The following is a 19,543-nucleotide window of genomic DNA, read 5'->3' as shown; positions in this document are numbered from 1 at the left end:
ATATCAAACCATTGCCGAGGCAATCTGAACTTGCACCGCACCGGCATTTGCGATCGTTTTACTACCGCCTTGAGCAACTTGGGCCTGCCCTTCGAGCAACTCACCTATCCGCTTCATGGCGACGTCCTTTTCTTCTTTATAGAAATTGAAAACCGACTGCAGCCATTGCTGATCGAGTATCAACTGGCTGATCTCTTTTTGCATCTTGGCACGCTCTACCGCTAACGCTCCGGCGCTGATTGCATTCACACCGCCGACAGCACTTCGCGTGACATTGATGGCCGTATAAGTCGACGCCTTGAGCGCAGCTTTCAGCACTTCGTGATTGATCTCTTTGGTGGCCGCCTTGGCGACTTCCTTAGCGGTCATTTCTATACCTTGATCAATCGCACTGTCTCCGACTTTCTTCACCGCTTTAGTGACAAGCTTTTCGATGCCTTCCTGAGAAAATTTCTCCAACATCCGATTCACACCGATTTGTTGCAGAACTTTCCCGGCCGTTTCCTTAGCAGCGGTCTTGGACGCCTCCATTGCAGTTCTGCCCAGACTCTGGGCAATTTGAGTGGACACCTGCGACGCCACCTCCTTAGCAATCGTCTTCGCAGTCCCTTCGACAGCGGCTTTGCTCCCGGCCTTGATACCCTCCATCAGGACTTGTTCGGCCCCCTCCTTGAGAACCGTACTGGCAACTTTTGGAATCACTTTGGTCATCAACATATTGCGAGCAGCACTGGTGATGTCGACCAAGGCCCCGGCAATTTCAAAACCCATCTGGACTGTGCTGGCTGCATCGGCGATTGCTCTGTACTTTTCAGCATTGGCGGTATCGATCAAAGCCATGGTGTTGGCTGTCGCCTTGACCACACCGGAGAGTCCCGCCATCAAGTCCATAGCACCACCGGCGACCAGCATGGGATTGCCCGTCATCACCCCACCGACAATTTTTGCCGCCCCTGAGACAACTTCAACCGCAGCGATGATCCAATCGAAGATCACCCCAGCGATACCTGCTTTCTTGACATTCTCCTGCTGCTCAATACCTTTATCCATTTGCTCGCGGTACTGGAGCACTTCTTGCTGACGTACTTCTTGTTGCTTGTCCGACATGATCTTCAAGGCTTTTGACTTGGCAATCGCGGTGTCGCCAAGAATCTCACCGGACAGGAGTGCCGAGGCCAGCATGATCGAATCCATTGGAATCTTTTCGAGCCCCTTCAGCGTTCTCGTTGCACCGCCTTCCCCCTTAACCGGCACATTCGAAAAAATCCGATCCAAGGCTTGCATCGCCTCAAATTGAGAAACCTGGTATTTGGCTGCCGGCGGTGTGTTGACTTGTGAATGGTGTTGACTGATATCGCCGAATACAGTCGATGCCCCGCGAGAGCCATCCCCCCCCACGCGTGCCATTTCTCGAGTTTTCACAGGGTTGGAATCGAGCAACGGCTCGGTTTGCAGCGGATCCAATGGACGAAGGTTCAATATGATACTCATACCGATACCTCCATCGCACAATGTGCCAGCATCTGCGCAGCACTGTGCTGAATGGCCTCATATTTGGGTTGTTGGTTGCACCATCTGATTGCAGCATTGAATGCTTTGCGGGCACACTCGATCTGCCCCAGCAGGCTATGGCTGATTCCTGCGAAGTAGGCCGAGCGGGGATCATCCACATTGATCATGCCGGCACGACCGAAACTGTTGACAGCCTCCTCGTGCAAACCTAGGCGCTGATTACACAACCCCAAAGCCAACCAGCACTCAAAGTTCCAGTGATCGATACGCACCAACAAGGTGTAGAGATTACGTGCTGCTTGAATGTCATCAGCGTTAAATAGCTGCGTCGCGTAGGCATATAATCCGTCGATATCATCTTGCTGGATATCCGCCAACATACGGATCGAGCCACCGCGTGCAAAGAAGCACTGAAGCACTTCGTGTTCGTCCTGACCAGCGTTAAAAACAGGTTGTGTCATGATGACTCCTTGCAATAGCAACCGATCAATCTACCTTCCTCACCTCCAGTTCCCGCTACAGAAGGACGAAAGGCACCCTCGACCATCGCTGGCCACAACGGAGAAAACCGGTGACCAGCGTGCTATACAATCAGCGGATAGCCGCTGCCGTCCCCTTGTTCATTTCAGCGAGCAGGCTTTGCATGCTCTGCACCTGTTGGCTCGATGTGCTGTAGTTTTGCATCACCTGCTGCAACTTCAACTGACTTTGTTGATTGAAATCGGTGGCACTACTCGACACTGACTCCAGCTCGGACTTGACCGCCATCAGGCTGCCCTTATCAAGTTGCTCGCCGCTCTCGCTTATAAAATCATCAATGGTCTTGCCATTAACATGAATATTGTTGGCTCTCATATATTCAATGACGCTGTCTGGCAAACTCCCCTTGGCGTCTGGAGCCGTCATTTTGACCATTTCCGCCTCCACCAAGTTGGCATTTTTTTGTGCATCACGTGCGATCGCGGACTTCTCATCCATCTGTTTGAAGAGATCATTACCCTTCTGAGTCAACTGCAACATGATGGTTTGCATGGTTTGAATACCACCACTGAACATTGACTGAGAGTTCACGTAGACTGCTGGGCGCGACGGCACGGAGCTCGAGGCGTTAATCGAACCAAAATCATTAATAGGACCCATGATAACTTCTCCAAATAGTTCAAATGAAATTGCGACTGCTTTTTTTTAGCGCATTGCTTTTGGGTGCTGACACTTCGTTTTCTGGCGAACCTTGATGAACGACTGTCAGCGCCAAAAGTTGCTCTCCAACTTTTTTCAAACTTGATTCCGATTTTGCCATTTTCTCGACAACCTGACGCTGCGAGTCATTACCCTCACGACTCATATAGTCATTTAGGTTGCTCAACTTCTTTCTGGCCGCAGGATCAAAGTCCGCACGTTGCTGAAGCTTAACCAGTTGCGACTGTAACGCTTCAAACTCCTGAGCTTGACGAAAAAACAGCGCCTTACTCTTTTCCAACTCTGCCAGCATGCTTTTCAGCTTTTCCAAATCGTCCATCACACAGCTCCTACGTCAGGACAACACCAAATTACTTCGAGTTCAATTTCGAAACTTACAAAAACCAATGACACTTTACTTTTTCAACCTTTTCTATTTTGAACATCAAGAACCTTGGACCCGTTTCACATGACACACAAGGAGAGTACAACCCACTGCCGCACACACTTCCGAATTTCTCTCAAATTTTCTTTTTTCGCTACAACTTCAGAATACTATCTATCTATTTGAGCTCTCACGAAGTGACCACCCCACCCTATCCTTCAGGTGATCACCCGATGCCTATTTTTCATCGCCCACGCAACAATCCCACCCTCACGAGCACAAGAATAACGGGGGACCGATGCAGGCAGTACGACTTCTATTCGGAAAGTACGGCGGTAAGGTAAAAGTGAGCGGCGAGATGCAACTCATACCGCCAAATTCTGTCGCCATGGCAAATGGCGATATAGCGCCTTGCACAAACAGTGACCTTCAGCACTTTGACTTCTACCCTGCCGACTTCCAGCATTTGTACGCGGATGTCGTGGACTTACTCGGTGCCACTCACAACATCCTTTTCTGGCGAGCGCCAATCAGATTGGTGACGGCTCAAGATGACGTGATCCGCGTGCTGGAGTTACTAGCCAAAGGACCGCCCAATACGCTACTGCGCTTTGCCTACATCTATTGCCTGGGGATGGATCGGCGCTACTTCTCCGGGCTGCTGCATCACATCATGACTGGCGACGAACCGTTCTTTGAGTTCATTGAGGCGAGCGCGCTCAATCAGTGGTCGGTGGCCCGCTATGCACTGGAGTTCGACATGCCACTACGCAAGTTCAACCTGTTGTTCCAAGAGAAATATGGCCTCTCTGCGAAACGCTGGCTTTTGGAGCGTCGACTGACACACGCCCGAGAACTACTGTTGTCCACCCCCATGCGCGTACTGGACATTGCCCTTGAATGCGGCTTCTCCAACCATGGACATTTCACCGAAAGTTTTCGTAAGCGTTACCTCTGCAATCCCACCCAATATCGCGTGCGTGCACACTCAGCACGCACTCAGGCCATCGGCTGCAAGGGATAACAGGTCATGGATATCGAAAGCGTCAATAACCAGCTCTCACGACTGGTCGAAAAAGCCAGCATTGAGGCTCAGTCAAAGATGAGCGCCTCTGATATGAACGACCCTGCGCGCTTGCTCCAGGCACAGTTCGCGATTCAGCAATACTCAACCTTCGTCACTTATCAAAGTGCGGTAATGAAAGCCGTCAAGGACATGCTTTCAGGGATCATTCAAAAGATATGAACGTCCTTGAACGTGACATTTGCCGCATCGTTTGCGAAACCGGTCTCGCAGCTGTCAATCACGGTTTTATCGAGCAGGTCGAAACAATTCGCAACGCCTTGCCCTATCTAGTCAAAGAACACGCTGATCGCCGGATTCTTGAAGCGACACTATTGATCGGCCTGGGACAAACACACAGGGCGATGAAACTGTTGGTCGGCGATAGCTCAGACGAAGCCAATACACTCAGGTGCTTGATCGAAAGCACTGCTCGTGATGACAGATCCTTACCAAAACCACCGTCCTCATACTCACCACTTACCCGAGAGTCCCTATGGAAATCGAAGCCGTGACTGCCTCACCTATGCGGGAAGATTCCATGCCCCCCATCGCCACGCCGTCTGACATCGCGGCGTTCAACCAGGCTTTGTTCGGTCAAGCGAACACCTCCCCCGAAATATCGGCCATCACCGAGCTGCAGAAACAATCCCGATCCATGAGCAGCGCCATTGCTACGGCCCAGGAAGACGTGCTGAATGACCCACTGAAAATGATGGCTGCGCAGTCAAAAATGTTGCACGCCATCGTCGAAGTGGACCTGATCGCCAAAACCGCCGGGGCTCTTTCCCAAGGCGTGAACAAGCTGGTAAGCATGCAATGAACAGAGGCTGGTTACGCCTGAGCTGCATCGGCGCGCTGGCGCTGATACTCAGCGGATGCAAAGTCGGGCTGTACAGTGAGCTGTCCGAAGTCGAAGCCAATCAGATGCTGGCGTTGTTGTTACTGCGCAATATCGATGCCAGCAAGGAAGTCAACAAGGACGGTCTTGTCACGATCAAGGTCGATAAGACCCAGTTCATCAATGCCGTCGAACTATTGCGTCAGGAAGGACTGCCACGCCAAAAAGTAGCAACCCTGGAGGACCTGTTTCCCTCCGGCCAACTGGTGACTTCACCAGTCCAGGAACATGCAAAAATCCTCTACCTGAAAGAACAACAGCTGGGAAAAATGTTGCAGTCCATGGACGGAGTGATCATCGCCCAAGTGTCCATCGGCGAAGCACTCAGGCAAAATCCGCGTGAAATCCTCAAGCCTTCAGCTTCTGTTTTCATCAAATACAGCCCCGACCGCAACATACTCAACCGCGAAGCAACGATCAAAAGCCTTATCATCAACAGCGTGCCCAACTTGCTGACCGAGAACACCAGCATCGTCATGCAAGCCGCCGAGTACCGCTATCAGCAGACCTCGCACAATCCTCAAGAGTCGACCGATACACAGAGCACATCGCTCGTGCAGTATCGCCTGCCCCTTATATTCTTACTGTTGGCTGTATCAGTTCTGAGCCTTGCCGGCGCGCTCGGCTATAGGTTTTGGTCCAAACGTCGATGACCCAGGCAGCCATCGACCAGACCGTACGACACTTGCATCAATGGGGTTGGCAACCGGGCATCTGGATGCATGTAGATTGGTGGCCCCGCCTCGGGCTTACCGCCTGGCACATCGCCTACCTACATCTGCCTGCCTGTCGCTCGAGTATCGACCGCTTGATCCTACAACGTCACGGTGTCACCTGGACGTCATTGCCCGACAGCCTCGACACCGAACAGCATGCAGTGTTTGCACTGGAGCCACGCTTTCCCCAACTTATTATTGCCCTCGGGATCGTAGCGTTGAACTGTCCCGACCATCTATTGTTAAGAGACAGACGCCTGGCCTTGCAGCCCCACTTGGATGGACGGAGTTGTGATCAGTTGCTGGCCTTGCACCAAGGCTGGAGCCGGACCGAACAGGCGCTACCCGCCGAAGCCCTGAGCGCCGCCGCCCTGCACACCGGTACCCGCTGGTGGTTGCGCGACACCGAACGACTCCCCCTCAACGATCTGCTCGCCCTGCGCCTACCACCGGTTATCGACGCTCCTCTCCAAGTCCAGGAAAACGCGATTCAGTGGTTAACCAAGGTCGGACGCTTTCTATGAACGCACTTATCATCCCCTGTATTTTCTTACCCGGCAGCATGCCCCACGCCACGCTCATTCCCGCGACAGAGCTGGCGGAGTATTTCAGCGCCACTTCGGTGCTTGCTCAGGCGCACGCAGAAGCTGAATTGATACAACAACAAGCACGTGAATGCCTGGCCCAGGCCGAGGAGCAAGCCCAGCTGATTCTCGATCAAGCTCGCGATCAAAGCCTTGCCGAGGCGGCCCACGAACTGAACACCTTACGCCAAGAACTCATCGAGGAAACTCTGGACTGGCATGTGGCTGAAACCACGTTGGAGATCACTCTTGCCCAGCACCTCGACACCCGGCTGCGAGCACTGGTCGCCTTGGTGCTAGAGGAGTTTATCGGTGAACAAGATGGCGCTGAGCTAATGGTTCGGCGAGTACAACAGCGACTTTTGACCTTTCTGACGGAGGGCGCTCTCACCGTCCGCGTGTCCCCTGCCAGTGAGAATCAAGCCCAGCGCGCGTTCGCTGCCTATCCCCAGGTTCAGGTGATCAGTACCCCTTCGTTGACGATGACTGAAGCCCTGCTGGAAACACACCTGTTCACTCTGCGCATCGACCTGGACGCCCACCTCCAGTCACTCCTGTCGCGCCTGAAACAAACCCCACGCGAGCCCGCCATCGATGATTACCAAGATTGATCCAAACAGCCCCCCATCGGCTTCAGTGATTCAAAACACACCTCCTCGCCCCCTGTCCGGGGCCACGCAAATTTTTCCGCCGCAATCAGCTCTTGAACTGGCACGTACTGAACTCGATATGCAGACCCAAGGCCTTGACTTCACCCCCATCGACGGGCAGGGGAATGCCTTGTCCGAAACTTTGGAAAACATGGGCTTCACCCTTGGCTCGCGTCAACAATCCACTGGCCGAGGGACGAACGATGGCAAGCCTGAACGCCCACGTACCCGCGCCATGCTCCAGCAACTAGTCAAGCACGTCACGGAAACGGCCCCCGCGCAAATGGAGGCTCTGCATGAACACAATTGGGTTATCGCTGAAGCGTCAGACCTACTGGGAGCAATGGCCGCAAGAGGGCTCAATGCCGGAGAAATAGCCTTGCTGCTAAGTTCGCTGCTCGGACGCAAAGACCTCGCTGGTGCGGACCGCAAGCGCTTGGAGGACGCCCTATCCACAGTGTTGGACGACGATGAATGGACGTTGAAACTCTTCAACCACCTGGAGCTGGGGCCCACCGGCAAAAGCGACTTCTTCGCGCTCAAGCAACTCTATCAACGCGCAACGTCACGCCGCACAGGTTTGGTACAGTGGTTCGAAGAGTTTCGCCAGCTGCATGATCGCAAACGCAAACTGAAAACGCTGATCCGCACATTGGCGTTCGAACTTTCGGCCGGAGGTCCGGCCATGGACGCCCAATTGGGCGCTGTGATTGCCGACCTAAAACGCATCATGATATTTATGGGCATGGAGGATCACTCTAGCCGTGTCGCCCATACACTGGATATCGACGGTCTTGACGGTGATGGGGTAATCAGCACACTACTGGAGGTTATACAGCAGTCTTGGATGCATGTGGATTGGCTCGAAAGACAGACCTTACGCCAAGTGCCCGACGCTCGTTTGCGTTACGCCTATGTACGACAGATGGGCGAGTTGGTGAAACTAATGACCGATGAGTGCTTTGAAGATGACGAGCAGCGCAGGATGATCACCGACGCGTTTTCCGAGTATCAGGAGAAGCTGTCGGAAGAAGAGCAGTGATCACAACCTAAGACTCTCCATGGATCAGCTCAATAACCAGCGTTATCAGTTTTACCAACAACAAAGCGTTTATCAGAGCCTAAAGGTCGCGGTAGGGATGGCAGTTACCTGCCCCTCCCCGCACAGATCCGTACGTAAGACGTATCAGGTTTCCCGGCACCGCGTGGTAATTGAAGTACCCACCAGTAATCCGGGTAAGCCACTGACTCACGACTCGAACAGTCTCATGACATCGGCGTTTCAGCTCATCCCGCATAGCCAGCAGTGTTGTACGCATTCGCTTCTTGACCGTCAGTCACAGCATTTGAAATCCACCTTCTGTTGACACTACAGCAGTGCGTGAATTCCAGGAAATCAAACGTCTCCAGTTTACCTAACCCTCGCTTCCTACAATTTCTCGCAGCCGCTGGCGCCACTGCCTTGCCCACAAATCCAGCACGTAGTGAAGATAGATTCGCAAGCAACGGCGATATCACTGCGCCGGCGCGGCTCAATGGGCATGATCAGTACGCCTATTTGAAGGACGTCCTCACACGCCTGTCGATGCAGTGGGCGTGTGATATCGAGGAGCTGCTACCGCATAGGTGGTAACCGGTTTAGTTGCGCAAGACGGAATGCCCGGACGCATACGCGTCAACGAGGGGAAGTTTCATGCGTACACCTTAGGGAGGGGGCTTGCGCTCCTGGTCTCTTCCATGCACCAACGCCACTCAGGATACCGGCAAGTTAGGTGTCCTCACTCTCAGGTCCGCCAAATCAATAGTTAAATCATGGCTCGGCGGGCTGTCCAGCGTATCGCTCAGGTTCATTCTCAACGGTTTATCCGCATTCGTGCCGTACTCAAGGTCGGCATTGACCCGTTTATGGGAATGGCTAAGTCCTGCATTGCTCGAAAAACCGATATTCGTCATGGACGGTATCGTCATGCCATGGGATTGGCTCGCGGTATAACTGAGGCTCATGCTTTTGATTCGCAGGTTATCGCGGTCACTCAACGCTCGCTCGACCAGTTGCTCGGTACTTTCACCGTCGAGGTAACGGCGCTCAATGACGCGTAGCACATCCGGCTTGAGCTCCAGGCCGATTCTCACCGACGTCCCCTCGCCGTTCTCCAACTGGTCGAGTACCTGGGCAAACTGCGGGTCATCCTTGAGCCACTGCACAATGTTAGCCTTGTTGGCCGGTGCAACATCGTTCAGCCAGGCATGGTGTCCATCGTCACGCAACCCGACAGAGGTTACCGAAGCCTCGACCGACGCTAACTGGCGAAGCCCGTTCCCCACCAGATGATGCTGGTGAACCAACTTATCCAGTGACTGGCCAATGGCATGGTAAGCCTCAGGTTTTGTCGCCACCAGCGGATGTGTCGCCAGGAACTGCTGCAGCTTGAGCAGTTGTTCACCCGCCGTATCTCCCGAAAGCTCAAGGGCGGCTAGGTCACGCCTGAACCCCGGGGAATAGCGAGACAAACTGCTGGTGATTTCGTCAACCTGCGACTGGGCCACGGGTTGTGGCTGCTTGAAAGTGAAGCTGAAAACCCGCGATTGCCCGCGATCAAACTTCACCATGACCGACACCTCTGGCAGCGCAAATGCGGCGACGCTTGCACCGGCTCCAGTAATACCCAGCGCCACCGCATTGAGGGGAGCGATGTTGGCACCGACACCGCCCTGCCTTAGCAGTTGCAGATTCGCTCCGCCACCATGGCTGGTGCTCGTCGCGCCGCGACTTGTTGACTGGCTCGTATCCGCATGTACCAGATTGAGGTTGCCCACTATGCCGATACCTGCTCGAATCACTGAGGCTAGCTCGGCGATGTCCTCTGACGGGTTGTAAAGCAAACGCAATTGCGCAAGAGCATCCAGGTTTAGATCGGCGCTGGTTTTCGAACTTTCTCCAGCGACATGCGCCTCGCCCAACGCCAGCAAATCGTAGACGTTGCCATGCTCCGCCGTGAGGATCGACATCATCCTGGGAAAATCCGCTTCCTTCACATCGAAACTGATTGTCGAACCGTTGTTCCTTGCCACCGCCACAGTCATCTCCCCTGCGACCCTCAGGCCGGGCCCCACAGCGTCCGGCCCTCGACCCAAGGTCAGCCCCGAAGCGACCGAGGCCGCTAATCGACGGGTGTCATCGATACTGATTTCAAGCCTGGCGCCTTTATCGGTGCGACTGATGCTGACGCCATTGGTACGGGCCTTGGAAACTCCCACGAAGAACTCCACCGGTGCCACCGGCTTTATCCCCGTCACCATGACCCCAAGGCTTTTTCCTTGGGTACGGCTCGGCGTAAGGGTCTGGCCGCTGCCAAGCTGCTGGACCTCCCGGGTCATTGCCTCCTTGAGGCCAGCATCGGCCGGCAGGCCCAGCAAACGCGTGAGGTGCCAATGGAGTGCGGACCCTGGCGTTCCAAGATCCTTTGCCAGCAGCTTGAAATTATTGTAAAGGGATTCGGCCTTGTCATAGCTGGGTATGTTTTGGGTAGCCAGTTTATGCACGGGGCTCTGGGCATAGGCCTGCATCACAGTTTGCAAGGACTGCTCGATTCTCGCCAGCGCGCTCGGGCTATGACCTGAGGCGCTTTCGAGTTTGGCCGCCAGATCGGTGAGTTGCTTGAGGGTGTTCGCATGGTGAATCAGATCACCCTCGATCACAGCCGAAGGGTGGCTGCGATCACGCTTGCGCTCGGGGTCCCATGCCGGAAGCGACAAGGCCTGCCCCTCAAAATTGGCAAGTAGGGTAGCGGTTGGCTTCTCTGGGGAGGGCGACACCCTTTTGAAAGCCTCATATAGTTGATGAAGCGTCGACTCAGGTTGAATGTTCGCCCGACTCAAGCAGGGCTTTGGATCAAACGCTAGTCCATGCACCTCGCCCAAGCTCCGGGCAGATGCCTCACTGTTTTTTTCCACCTGAACCAGCGCGTCACTGACTGCCTTGGCCAACACCTGTCGCGACCCGGACTCGCTCAAGGAGGCAAGGCGTACCTTAAGATTGGCAGGTACTGGCCTGGCGTGCGAAAGCGGCTTGAGTTGTTCATGCAATTGTTTGTCGTCAGCGTAGACACTCTCCAGGCCCTTGCGGCCGCTGAAGCGATGCTGAATGTCCAGCCCCATTCCCCTGAGGCTGTCCAAAGGATGAAAGTGCGCTTTCAGCCCCGAGAAAAAGCCACGATCGCGCGGGATATTCTCAGTGGTTTGCCCCATCACGCTACTGCTGGCTGTCAGGGCTCCACCCGGGAACTGTGCCCGCAGTGGAGCACCTGATAGCTTCTCGGCCAATGACTGACCTGGCGCCTGTGTGACGGATTGCACCGCCCCCCACTCCATCTTCCCCTTGGCAGAAGTGTCCAATCGACAGAAACGATTATCCCACCCCCCAATCAGGTGCTTGTCGGCCCCCATCCGCAACGAATCCAGCCGTTGGCCGTACGGCAACTCGACCTTGCTCCAGCTCGACGTTGCCCCGGAGCGGCCCTGCCAGTCCTGGCGATCCAACCTGAACAACTCACCGTTTTTGCTCTGTACGTAGAGATGGCTTTCATGATCCAGGGCCAATGCTTGCACGGGGACGGACATAGAAAATGCCAACGACCTGGCAACGCCATCCAAGTGAACCTGAAGCCGATTATCTTGATCGATGGTCACGAAGGTTCGGCCATCCGCTACGGCGAATCCTGTGATACGCCGCTGACTATCCCCAGCCAGCACCTCGTCAACAATGACTTGAGGGCGCGGCGCGGGAACAGCGGCCAACTCGTGGCTGGCTCCTTCATGAATCGGCGCCCGTACTTGTCGGGTCGCCACTGCCTTCAGCTGCCCTTCCTGCAGCACATAGGCACGACCATCAAGCCCCCGCTCCATGCTCTCGATACCATTTTGCGAGGTACCTTCCCAGCGTTGTGCCACCGCATCCCAGGACAACAGGCTGCCTGCGTCAAACGCGAGCCTTCCCCGCGGCCCGAGATCAACCGCCGCCGCCAGTGCTTGCAGGCTGGGCAGGGGCAAACCTTTCTCGATGCCCTTGACCAGCACGTCGCTGAGGTTCCATTCCGGCCTCAACGAGTCCGCGCCGGTCAACGGGGAACTATGCAGTTGCTGGCGTGAGTCCCGCACCTGGGCATTGAGTTGTCCCACATCGTCATGAAAAAAGCCCTCGACGCTGACCGCCCCGTTCAGCGCCCGCTCCAGCGACTCGACAGGTTGCCAGGTCATCAACAGCACGCCGTCCTGGACCTTGCCCAGATCGGCTCGCAGCAACTCGCCATAGACATTGGCCCCATAGAGGGTATTGCCGGCCAGCCCGATGCGCATGAGTTCCACAGGCTCCCCGGTCTCATCCACCGGGCGCAAGATCTGCTCGCCAGCCCCTTGATGGCGCAAGGCCGAAGCGCCCTGGACATGAGTCAGGGAAACCGTTGTTCTCCCTTCGGTGCTGCTGTCTGCTACGCCCTCGGGTATCTTTAGCAACTGGCCCTCCCTGGTTAGGCCAAGCCGACTGAACGTGCGGTTGTCAGCGTCGGGAAGCCAGGAGATGACTTGTGGCTCAAAGCGATACAGACGTCCGTTCTCCAGACGGTGCTGCTGGCCATCAACGGTGGTTTGCACATGGCTGATGAGCCCAAGGTGGGCCCTGCCTGGACTGTTTGAAGGCTGCGCCGATCCGTTCCCGGTCTCTTCAGGTCGACTGCTTTTGAATACCGCTGCGGCAGCAGGTGTGGACTGAATATGAAACAGATGCTGCCGTTCATCTTTGATACGCAACGTGTTCGTTCCCGTCCCAGCGGGAAAGTCGGCGACATAATGCTTGTTCGCCCGGTTGAGATGAAGCGCGATATCTTGACCCGCCACCGTCGCGTCTGCCTGGACCTTTCCGTCCTTGAGACTGACGTCGAACAACATCGAGGCCGGTTGCAGCGTTTTATAATGAGTCAATTCGACGGGTGGCGGTGTGTTCCCGCGAGACGTTTTTTCGGTTTCCGAACTTACCGAGTATTCCTTGGTATTGCGCAGCGAACCGACCATACCCTCTAATCTTGAATACATTACAAACTCCTGAAAAGTTCCTCGGCGTCGGCGAGTTGGCACTACGCATCAGCGTGATACCGCGCCCACAATATCTCAATAACCTGCACCGCACTGGCGCAAGCATTGGCAGAATGCTCCAGTGCCTGGAACCTCGCCGCTGGTTGTGGCTCACGCAATTGTCCGCGCGCGCCGTGTTCAGCTTCTCGAAGAGCGGCCAGCAAGTGCCGGCACAATGTGCCCTCCGTATCGGCGTACAAGACGTCTTCCAGGTACGTGAGACGGGCCATTCAACTTCCCCTACTAATCCAGCGTTTTACAGATCCAACGGTAGCGATATCAGGTCCTGGTCCTTGAGCAAGGTCAACGAAGAGCGATTAAGCTCGTAAATCCGGTAGCCACTCGGCAAGACGCCGCCCGGCTGCAAGCGCATGCCATTGGCCAGTTGGATATAGGGAAACTCTTCATTGCCAGCGATACCGACGACGGGGGAGGGTAAATATCGATCAGCAGAGGCCATTCCTGGAATTTTTTGAAAAACAGCCAACAAGCGCGGCGGGCCCTCGCGGTTAAATGCATCGAGTACTTCGGTCACGACAGCCAAGCTCTGGGCATCCAATTGACCACTGACCCACAAGGTACTGTCGGAGACCCTGATGCTCAGGCCGTCCAACACTTGCTGAGACTCGAGACGAGTCAGCAAGTCATCGAATAAAAGCGCCTGATCGTTGACCACCCTCCACCCTTCCAACGCCTGGATCGTTCTCAACTGAGCGCTGGTACGCCGCCAGGCCGAATCAGCGACGATGTTGCCGAAAATCACAACGCGACTTAGAAGCGCCTCGCTCTGGACCTCGACATCCCGATATCCGTTCAAGTTCAGTACCGAACGTACACTGTCACGCAAAGTGTCGGCACAAACGCTTTCGTCGTATAAAAACACACCTACTTCCCGTAGCTTCAGGCGCAGCCCCTCGACACTGTGTGAAGAGTGACACAGGCCCGTGAGGACCAGGCCGCCCCATTTATCCCGCTGGACACTCAAACCAGAGAGCTGAGGGTCTTGCAATTGCGTCGCCAGCCAGTCATCCAGATCTACGGGCAACGCCGTAGTGACCGGTCGCAAGGCCATCAGCCCCATGACCAATACCAGCCCACAAACCAGCACACCCGCCCCCCAACGCCATATAGACCGGCCCTTCGCAGGGTGCCGCGTCAAACGCGCCGGCACGCCCTGCATCGACAGCTCATCGCCGGACAGCCCCAGAATAAAGGCCTGCCCGGCAAGGTCGATCACACGCCCCAAAGGCAGTACCTGCTCTAGCTCCCAAACCTGCCCGTCGACCCAGACAGGCGTCACGGATACCAGCCTGATGGCCTCCTCTTCAATCGACAACCTTGCCTGTGCATCCAGCTCAAGGCACAGCGCAATGTCCGAGTCCTGTCCCCCTATCTCCAGCTCGCCCACCGGCAATGCCAATTCGCGACCCGTTAACGGTCCGTTCAGCCACTTGAGTTTGTAGGTACAGTCCATCAGCAGCCTATCAGGGTTATTGCCAAGGATCGGCTTTGATCAGAAACAAACGGACGGTTTGGCGGCTCACCTTCTGAGTCGATCTAAACAACGAGCCAATGAAAGGAATATCCCCCAGCAGGGGAACCTTACGCACGCCTTCGCTTTCTTCATCCTGGACAAATCCGCCCAGCAATAACGCTTGTCCTGCCTTAAGCAAAGCTTGGGTAGATATCTCCGAATTCAGCGTTTGGGGCAAAGGCTCACTCTCACTGATCGGACCGATCTGCCGTCCATCTTGGACGTTCAGCGTCAACATGACTTCCTGCTGGCCCTCTTCGCCAATCAATCGTGGCGTCACTCGCAGCAGTGAACCGGCCGAAATAGACTCAAGCTTAGCGACGTTTTCCGACACCAGCTTGGTGTAGAAAGTGGTATTACGATCAAGCACTGCTTGCATGTTGCTCAGCGTGAGCACCGAGGGACGCGATAAAATGCGCGCCTTGGCTTTTCGCTGAAGGGCGTTAAGACGGACCATGAAGTTTCCGGTGTTGGAGATCACTGTAGAAAAATTTTCGCCCCCCCCCTCCACACCGCTGTTGAAGCTGACACCCACACCACCGATGCGCGCCCCCCCCGACCAATCGACCCCCAGGGCACTAAGGTCCTGGGAATTGACATCGATGATCGCCACCGAAATCTCGATCAACGATGGCTTGTTATCAAGCCGGGCGATCAGGTCGGCATACAGCGGCAGGTTGAGCTTGCGATCGCGCACCAGAACCGCGTTCTGTCGTGGGTCGGCGGAGAACGTGGGCGAGCTACGGTCATCCGCTGACGGTTCGCCCTGATTCTCATTGAGCGGCAAGGTTCTGCCTTGCGCCATGTCCTTGAGCACCGACACAACCCCAGGAACCACCACCTGCTGGGTACGATAGGTGTAATGGGTATCGGCAGCCGCGGCGTACTTCAGAACAAACACCCCAATCTCCTCCTGGTTGCGCTCACGATTGAACTTCTGTTGATCGAGCCCTTCTGCCAGGCGTGATACTCGCTCCATGCACGCGGGAACACCCAGCACCTCCAGCGCATTGGAGCTCGGCACGCTGCGTACACGGCAGTAACCCTTATCCAGGACTCCGGTGGACTGCAATTGAGTAATCAAAGTCTGTACCGTCAGATAAGCCGGTGTCAGCAATCGACTGCCCACCTCCTGCGCCTTGTAGACATGAATCGCTTGTCCGTCGTAGTGCCAGGCAAGCTTGTAGAGCTGCGCCAGATGTTCAAGCATTTGTTCGGGTGTATGACCGTCCAAACGCCCGATAAAGGATTCGCTTATCTGAGGGCTAACGATCACGGGAACTTGATAGTTGGCCCCCAAGTCACGCAAGACATCCGCCAGCTTGGCGCCACGGGTGTTCAAGAAAAAGGCTGACGAACCAGGGGGCGCAATCGCTCCGTTTGCACTCATAGCTACGCTCAGTACTGCCACCCCCATCAGGCAGCTCTTCAACCGTCTCATGCAAGTTGCCCCACTGCGCGCGTCTCGGTGGACAATACAGACGAGTCGTCATGGGTCGCGAACCAACAAGCGATGGACAATTGTTGTTGAACACGCGCTTGCAGCTCCTCGGGCGGACATTGGCATTCATGCCGACGCACCAGAAAAACACGCTCCCCTTCCAATAAAAGACTGTCGTCCCGCCCCTCCGGGATCGATGCCAGCCACAAACTGGTGCGAACCAACCACTCATCATCAATGGATGGGTGCTCAATCGCCAAGGCAACGCACAGGCCCAGTGGATATTCCCAGTACCACCCGGGGACACCGGACAGGGTCAGATGCCAGCGTTGCCCCCCCCGTTCAAGGACGCGAATCGTTTCAAGCCCTGCCAAAGAAGAAGAAAATTTCATAGCGTTATCACTGGAAGTGAATTACACGATTTTCTCAGTTTTGAGCCAAGTCTCAATCCGGTAATAACCTGAACCCTATAGCCTTTACCCCCTGTCTCTAATGAAAGTCAGGTTTTTGATCATGCAGCCACACATGAAACTCACACCCAACCCACAACGAATATTGATCGTCGAAGATCATCACTTGCTCCTTTACGGCATCAAAATCCTGATGTCGACGCAACCCAACTATGAGGTCGTCGGAGAAATTGTTGATGGTTTGAGCGTCTATGCGGCCTGTCAGGAACTTGACCCTGACGTTGTTCTGCTAGATTTGGGCCTGCCTGGCATGGACGGCATCGATGTCATCCACCAACTGAAACGGCGCAAGCCCGAGCTGATCATCGTTGTGTTCACGGCAGACGCATCCGAACACCGTGCCCGCGATGCATTAGCTGCGGGCGCGCTCGGCTACGTATTAAAAAAAAGTTCACAGCAAACATTGTTGACCGGCCTCCAAACTGCCATCGCGGGCAAGGTTTTCCTCGACCCCGCGCTCAACCTGGCCCACGTGACAAACACTCCGAATGTCGGCGGACTGAGCACCCTGACCACCCGCGAACGCCAAATACTCAAACTGATTGCCGAAGGCGACCGTAACCGCGATATATCCGAAAAGCTGTCGATTACTGTCAAGACGGTCGAAACTCACCGCCTGAACCTCATGCGCAAACTCAACGCACATAACATCGCGGATCTGGTCAACTGGGCTTACCGTCTGGGTATCCACTGACGGCATGTGACGGACCTTCTTCCTTCTGCCGAATACCTACAAGCAAGTCTCTGATGTCTTGGCTACTTGGCCACCCGCCCTGGCTAATCAGGGTTTCCTGGCCCTGTGCCAATTCGTGCACGTACTCCAGGCCACCCTGTCCGGCACACCCCTTAAGGGTGTGCAACAACCTCAACAAACACGACTCTTTCTGATTGCGCCACGACACTTCAATACCCTGATAAAGCATCTCGAGCGTCTCATAAAGGTTGGCGCGCAAAACCCTGTCGGTAAGGTCGAAGAGCGGTTGCTACAGCTTGCGGTTCGGCGCCAGGTCGATCCCACGCGCCAGTTGCAGAGACACGACTTGCCCCCCTTTCTCGCCAATTGTTCCAGGCTCAACGGCTTGACCAGATACCCATTCATGCCGACTGCCCGAGCCTTGTGACGATCAACGGGGAGTGTGCTGGCTGTGAGTGCCATAATGGGAGTGTCCGGATCAAGGATTCCTTTACTCATATCGCGCCAGAGGCGGGTGACTTGCAAGCCCTCCATGTCCGGCATGCGGATATCCACCAACACCCAATCGAACACATGCGCTCGCCCAAGACTCAAAGCCTCTTCGCCCGAGGACGCTGAATATGAGTGATGCCCGAGCGCATGGAGCATCTTGCGTACGATATCGCGATTGATTTGGAGGTCATCGACAATCAAGACTTTCAGTATCCACGGGCAACGGGCAATTGAGATGAGTTTTTCACCCACAAACTTTTCTTCGAATAAAATGGCGCTGATCTTCTGCCATAACCTGCCAGGCAAGTAGACCAGTTCCGGCATGTCCAGTAACGGTGAATCGCCCGGCTGGGTCTCGATCCCCCAAATGGACAGCTGCGGCTGCAACGCAACGGGGACAGGAACGGGCAGCCTGGCGGAGAAGACCAATGACGGCCCATCGGGATCGCGTATCGGCAGCAACATAGTAAAGGTCGATCCAACCCCGACCTGACTGGAAAGCAGAATTTCTGCTCCCATCAGGCTGGCGAGCCGCGACGCGATCGCCAATCCCATCCCGCTTCCGTTGTCATGGGCGCGCACTTGGATGAACGGCATGAAGATATCAAGCTGATTATCTTCCGGTATGCCATTACCCGTGTCCTGCACCGCAATTGCCATCATCTCTGCCCGACGCTCCACCCACACATACACCCCGCCTTGAGCAGTGAACTTCACTGCATTGGCCAAGAGGTTGATCAGAATCTGTTGCACCCGAACCCCATCGACTGACATCGACCGAGGCACATTGGCCGCCACCTGGGTGCGCAGCTCCAAGCCCTTTTCCTGGCCCCCCAGATTGATCGTCAGAAGTGCCCGATCAAGCATCGAAAAGATTGCCGTTTGCTCGTAAGACAACTCAAGTTGCCCAGCTTCGATCCGAGAGAAATCCAACAGGTTGTTGATGATACTCAACAGAAAATCGGAGGACTGGCGCGCGGGCGATCAACTCCTGTTGCTGCTCGGACAAGGTGCTGCGCTCCAGCAGGCTGAGAGCCCCCATAATGCCGTTGAGAGGCGTACGTATCTCATGGCTGATATGTATCAGATGTTCGCTCTTAAGATGGCTCGCTCGTTCGGCAATACACTTGGCAACATCCAGCTCGCGGGTCTGACTTCTAACTTTGTCTTTCCAAGGTCTGGTGATAGGCACCAAGGGTCTTGAGCAGCGCATTGTAGGCAATGGCGATGCATCCCAGCTCGTCCTTGCGCCTCTCTGGCAGTCGGAAGTTCAAGTCGGTGAATTGTTTTTGGAGATGCATGAGTTCGATGATGGCTTTCAACGGCCGCCCCAACTGGCGCTGGAGGATCAGAGCAATAACCAATAACAGCAGCAAGTGAGCCAGAAATGTCCAAGGTAGCAGCGGCAGCACCCGACTCATTACGACATCACTGCGTACAAAAGCGGACAACTGCAATGGCGGCCCCTTCAGCGGGGTACAGTCCACAATCCAGCCCACGACGCGTGCGGCCCCCTGATCACAATCCGGCAGAACGCCAAGTGACTCCTGTAGCACGCTCCTTGTTCCGATATCGCTCCACAGGCTCCTGCCGCTGGTATTGCGCAAGATGTACGAGAATTCAGATTTGCGTGCGCTCAAATCGTCAACCCGCACTAACTGCCCCGCTGTAATACCCGAACGCAGATCGATCGCAGCCACAGCACTACGCAGATGACCACGACCATCCTCGAACACGGCTCCCCAACTGTTGTCACTGGTGGTCGAACCATACTGATGGGACAGTACCGTCTGCAT

Annotated in this window: 22 protein-coding genes and 1 pseudogene; 10 read left to right on the top strand and 13 right to left on the bottom strand. The window is 55.2% G+C overall.

From position 1 onward, the window contains the following. Positions 1–3: 3 nt before the first annotated feature. The 4 genes from sctE to ACZ89R_RS28450 all read right to left on the bottom strand — a co-directional run bounded on the left by sctE (position 4) and on the right by ACZ89R_RS28450 (position 3,031). The gene (sctE, locus tag ACZ89R_RS28465) at positions 4–1,491 is read right to left on the bottom strand and encodes a type III secretion system translocon subunit SseC family protein (protein WP_429547396.1); all 1,488 of its coding nucleotides are present in this window, start codon (positions 1,489–1,491) and stop codon (positions 4–6) included. Beyond that, on the bottom strand, positions 1,488–1,973 hold the full coding sequence (locus ACZ89R_RS28460; protein WP_429547397.1) for a SycD/LcrH family type III secretion system chaperone: 486 nt from the start codon (positions 1,971–1,973) through the stop codon (positions 1,488–1,490). Before ACZ89R_RS28460 ends, sctE begins: the two co-directional genes overlap by 4 nt. Positions 1,974–2,103: 130 nt before the next feature. Continuing rightward, the gene (locus ACZ89R_RS28455) at positions 2,104–2,652 is read right to left on the bottom strand and encodes a hypothetical protein (protein WP_429547398.1); all 549 of its coding nucleotides are present in this window, start codon (positions 2,650–2,652) and stop codon (positions 2,104–2,106) included. A gap of 19 nt (positions 2,653–2,671) precedes the next feature. Further along, positions 2,672–3,031, bottom strand: coding sequence for a hypothetical protein (locus ACZ89R_RS28450; protein WP_429547399.1), 360 nt, complete (start codon positions 3,029–3,031; stop codon positions 2,672–2,674). A 343-nt stretch (positions 3,032–3,374) separates the two neighbouring features. On the opposite strand from ACZ89R_RS28450, the gene ACZ89R_RS28445 reads away from it, so the two are divergent. From ACZ89R_RS28445 to ACZ89R_RS28405, 9 genes and pseudogenes are all read left to right on the top strand, one after another. Next, positions 3,375–4,100: a helix-turn-helix transcriptional regulator gene (locus tag ACZ89R_RS28445; protein WP_429547400.1), complete on the top strand. Its 726-nt coding sequence runs from the start codon at positions 3,375–3,377 to the stop codon at positions 4,098–4,100. A 6-nt stretch (positions 4,101–4,106) separates the two neighbouring features. Further along, entirely contained in the window at positions 4,107–4,322 is a 216-nt protein-coding gene (gene sctF / locus ACZ89R_RS28440; protein WP_429547401.1) for a type III secretion system needle filament subunit SctF, read from the top strand. After that, positions 4,319–4,654 (top strand): EscG/YscG/SsaH family type III secretion system needle protein co-chaperone, encoded by a 336-nt coding sequence (locus tag ACZ89R_RS28435; RefSeq protein ID WP_429547402.1) that lies wholly within the window; start codon positions 4,319–4,321, stop codon positions 4,652–4,654. Before sctF ends, ACZ89R_RS28435 begins: the two co-directional genes overlap by 4 nt. Beyond that, a complete protein-coding gene (sctI, locus tag ACZ89R_RS28430) occupies positions 4,636–4,962 on the top strand; it encodes a type III secretion system inner rod subunit SctI (protein WP_429547403.1) in 327 nt (108 codons plus the stop codon). The genes ACZ89R_RS28435 and sctI overlap by 19 nt, the downstream gene beginning before the upstream one ends. After that, positions 4,959–5,693: a type III secretion system inner membrane ring lipoprotein SctJ gene (sctJ, locus tag ACZ89R_RS28425; protein ID WP_429547404.1), complete on the top strand. Its 735-nt coding sequence runs from the start codon at positions 4,959–4,961 to the stop codon at positions 5,691–5,693. The genes sctI and sctJ overlap by 4 nt, the downstream gene beginning before the upstream one ends. Further along, the gene (locus ACZ89R_RS28420; RefSeq protein ID WP_429547405.1) at positions 5,690–6,280 is read left to right on the top strand and encodes a type III secretion system domain-containing protein; all 591 of its coding nucleotides are present in this window, start codon (positions 5,690–5,692) and stop codon (positions 6,278–6,280) included. The genes sctJ and ACZ89R_RS28420 overlap by 4 nt, the downstream gene beginning before the upstream one ends. Further along, a complete protein-coding gene (locus ACZ89R_RS28415) occupies positions 6,277–6,951 on the top strand; it encodes a hypothetical protein (RefSeq protein WP_429547406.1) in 675 nt (224 codons plus the stop codon). The genes ACZ89R_RS28420 and ACZ89R_RS28415 overlap by 4 nt, the downstream gene beginning before the upstream one ends. Beyond that, positions 6,935–8,032, top strand: coding sequence for a TyeA family type III secretion system gatekeeper subunit (locus ACZ89R_RS28410; protein ID WP_429547407.1), 1,098 nt, complete (start codon positions 6,935–6,937; stop codon positions 8,030–8,032). The genes ACZ89R_RS28415 and ACZ89R_RS28410 overlap by 17 nt, the downstream gene beginning before the upstream one ends. Positions 8,033–8,470: 438 nt before the next feature. Then, positions 8,471–8,623 (top strand): annotated as a pseudogene (locus ACZ89R_RS28405) (transposase domain-containing protein); the annotation flags it as partial. Between the two features lie 119 nt (positions 8,624–8,742). Here the strand turns inward: ACZ89R_RS28405 and ACZ89R_RS28400 are convergent. Genes ACZ89R_RS28400 through ACZ89R_RS28380 form a run of 5 tightly spaced genes read right to left on the bottom strand, consistent with a single transcriptional unit; the run spans position 8,743 to position 16,483 of the window. Then, complete coding sequence (locus ACZ89R_RS28400; RefSeq protein WP_429547408.1) at positions 8,743–13,077, bottom strand: AvrE-family type 3 secretion system effector; 4,335 nt, start codon at positions 13,075–13,077, stop codon at positions 8,743–8,745. Between the two features lie 41 nt (positions 13,078–13,118). After that, the gene (locus ACZ89R_RS28395) at positions 13,119–13,346 is read right to left on the bottom strand and encodes an EscE/YscE/SsaE family type III secretion system needle protein co-chaperone (RefSeq protein WP_429547409.1); all 228 of its coding nucleotides are present in this window, start codon (positions 13,344–13,346) and stop codon (positions 13,119–13,121) included. A 26-nt stretch (positions 13,347–13,372) separates the two neighbouring features. Then, the gene (gene sctD, locus ACZ89R_RS28390) at positions 13,373–14,590 is read right to left on the bottom strand and encodes a type III secretion system inner membrane ring subunit SctD (protein WP_429547410.1); all 1,218 of its coding nucleotides are present in this window, start codon (positions 14,588–14,590) and stop codon (positions 13,373–13,375) included. A gap of 16 nt (positions 14,591–14,606) precedes the next feature. Further along, positions 14,607–16,067 carry an EscC/YscC/HrcC family type III secretion system outer membrane ring protein gene (locus ACZ89R_RS28385; RefSeq protein ID WP_429547411.1) on the bottom strand — a complete coding sequence of 487 codons (1,461 nt, stop codon included), beginning with the start codon at positions 16,065–16,067 and terminating at the stop codon, positions 14,607–14,609. Positions 16,068–16,087: 20 nt separating this feature from the next. Next, on the bottom strand, positions 16,088–16,483 hold the full coding sequence (locus ACZ89R_RS28380) for a hypothetical protein (protein WP_429547412.1): 396 nt from the start codon (positions 16,481–16,483) through the stop codon (positions 16,088–16,090). 133 nt (positions 16,484–16,616) lie between these two features. Here ACZ89R_RS28380 and ACZ89R_RS28375 point away from each other — a divergent pair, with 133 nt between their 5' ends. Then, positions 16,617–17,255 carry a two component system response regulator gene (locus ACZ89R_RS28375; protein ID WP_429547413.1) on the top strand — a complete coding sequence of 213 codons (639 nt, stop codon included), beginning with the start codon at positions 16,617–16,619 and terminating at the stop codon, positions 17,253–17,255. Here ACZ89R_RS28375 and ACZ89R_RS28370 read toward each other — a convergent pair. Genes ACZ89R_RS28370 through ACZ89R_RS28355 form a run of 4 tightly spaced genes read right to left on the bottom strand, consistent with a single transcriptional unit; the run spans position 17,224 to position 19,543 of the window. After that, the gene (locus ACZ89R_RS28370; RefSeq protein ID WP_429547414.1) at positions 17,224–17,484 is read right to left on the bottom strand and encodes an Hpt domain-containing protein; all 261 of its coding nucleotides are present in this window, start codon (positions 17,482–17,484) and stop codon (positions 17,224–17,226) included. The genes ACZ89R_RS28375 and ACZ89R_RS28370 overlap by 32 nt on opposite strands. Then, a complete protein-coding gene (locus tag ACZ89R_RS28365) occupies positions 17,427–18,701 on the bottom strand; it encodes an ATP-binding protein (protein ID WP_429547415.1) in 1,275 nt (424 codons plus the stop codon). Before ACZ89R_RS28365 ends, ACZ89R_RS28370 begins: the two co-directional genes overlap by 58 nt. Next, entirely contained in the window at positions 18,646–18,960 is a 315-nt protein-coding gene (locus ACZ89R_RS28360; protein ID WP_429547940.1) for a histidine kinase dimerization/phospho-acceptor domain-containing protein, read from the bottom strand. The genes ACZ89R_RS28365 and ACZ89R_RS28360 overlap by 56 nt, the downstream gene beginning before the upstream one ends. Continuing rightward, positions 18,905–19,543, bottom strand: coding sequence for a hypothetical protein (locus tag ACZ89R_RS28355; RefSeq protein ID WP_429547416.1), 639 nt, complete (start codon positions 19,541–19,543; stop codon positions 18,905–18,907). Before ACZ89R_RS28355 ends, ACZ89R_RS28360 begins: the two co-directional genes overlap by 56 nt.

This window comes from Pseudomonas sp. TE3728 (genome assembly GCF_056279145.1).
The sequence above is the reverse complement of the archived record's forward strand: the minus strand, read 5'-3'. Positions and strand labels throughout refer to the sequence as shown.

Excerpts from the sequence above, each read along its gene's own strand:
- ACZ89R_RS28370 (WP_429547414.1), bottom strand. The coding sequence starts at position 17,484 with ATGCTTTATCAGGGTATTGAAGTGTCGTGGCGCAATCAGAAAGAGTCG.
- ACZ89R_RS28410 (WP_429547407.1), top strand. The coding sequence starts at position 6,935 with ATGATTACCAAGATTGATCCAAACAGCCCCCCATCGGCTTCAGTGATT.
- ACZ89R_RS28400 (WP_429547408.1), bottom strand. The coding sequence starts at position 13,077 with ATGTATTCAAGATTAGAGGGTATGGTCGGTTCGCTGCGCAATACCAAG.
- ACZ89R_RS28420 (WP_429547405.1), top strand. The coding sequence starts at position 5,690 with ATGACCCAGGCAGCCATCGACCAGACCGTACGACACTTGCATCAATGG.
- ACZ89R_RS28445 (WP_429547400.1), top strand. The coding sequence starts at position 3,375 with ATGCAGGCAGTACGACTTCTATTCGGAAAGTACGGCGGTAAGGTAAAA.
- sctD (WP_429547410.1), bottom strand. The coding sequence starts at position 14,590 with ATGGACTGTACCTACAAACTCAAGTGGCTGAACGGACCGTTAACGGGT.
- sctI (WP_429547403.1), top strand. The coding sequence starts at position 4,636 with ATGGAAATCGAAGCCGTGACTGCCTCACCTATGCGGGAAGATTCCATG.
- ACZ89R_RS28385 (WP_429547411.1), bottom strand. The coding sequence starts at position 16,067 with ATGGGGGTGGCAGTACTGAGCGTAGCTATGAGTGCAAACGGAGCGATT.
- sctE (WP_429547396.1), bottom strand. The coding sequence starts at position 1,491 with ATGAGTATCATATTGAACCTTCGTCCATTGGATCCGCTGCAAACCGAG.
- ACZ89R_RS28450 (WP_429547399.1), bottom strand. The coding sequence starts at position 3,031 with ATGGACGATTTGGAAAAGCTGAAAAGCATGCTGGCAGAGTTGGAAAAG.
- ACZ89R_RS28375 (WP_429547413.1), top strand. The coding sequence starts at position 16,617 with ATGAAACTCACACCCAACCCACAACGAATATTGATCGTCGAAGATCAT.
- ACZ89R_RS28395 (WP_429547409.1), bottom strand. The coding sequence starts at position 13,346 with ATGGCCCGTCTCACGTACCTGGAAGACGTCTTGTACGCCGATACGGAG.
- ACZ89R_RS28455 (WP_429547398.1), bottom strand. The coding sequence starts at position 2,652 with ATGGGTCCTATTAATGATTTTGGTTCGATTAACGCCTCGAGCTCCGTG.
- sctF (WP_429547401.1), top strand. The coding sequence starts at position 4,107 with ATGGATATCGAAAGCGTCAATAACCAGCTCTCACGACTGGTCGAAAAA.
- ACZ89R_RS28360 (WP_429547940.1), bottom strand. The coding sequence starts at position 18,960 with ATGCGCTGCTCAAGACCCTTGGTGCCTATCACCAGACCTTGGAAAGAC.
- ACZ89R_RS28355 (WP_429547416.1), bottom strand. The coding sequence starts at position 19,543 with ATGCAGACGGTACTGTCCCATCAGTATGGTTCGACCACCAGTGACAAC.
- ACZ89R_RS28415 (WP_429547406.1), top strand. The coding sequence starts at position 6,277 with ATGAACGCACTTATCATCCCCTGTATTTTCTTACCCGGCAGCATGCCC.
- ACZ89R_RS28435 (WP_429547402.1), top strand. The coding sequence starts at position 4,319 with ATGAACGTCCTTGAACGTGACATTTGCCGCATCGTTTGCGAAACCGGT.
- sctJ (WP_429547404.1), top strand. The coding sequence starts at position 4,959 with ATGAACAGAGGCTGGTTACGCCTGAGCTGCATCGGCGCGCTGGCGCTG.
- ACZ89R_RS28380 (WP_429547412.1), bottom strand. The coding sequence starts at position 16,483 with ATGAAATTTTCTTCTTCTTTGGCAGGGCTTGAAACGATTCGCGTCCTT.
- ACZ89R_RS28460 (WP_429547397.1), bottom strand. The coding sequence starts at position 1,973 with ATGACACAACCTGTTTTTAACGCTGGTCAGGACGAACACGAAGTGCTT.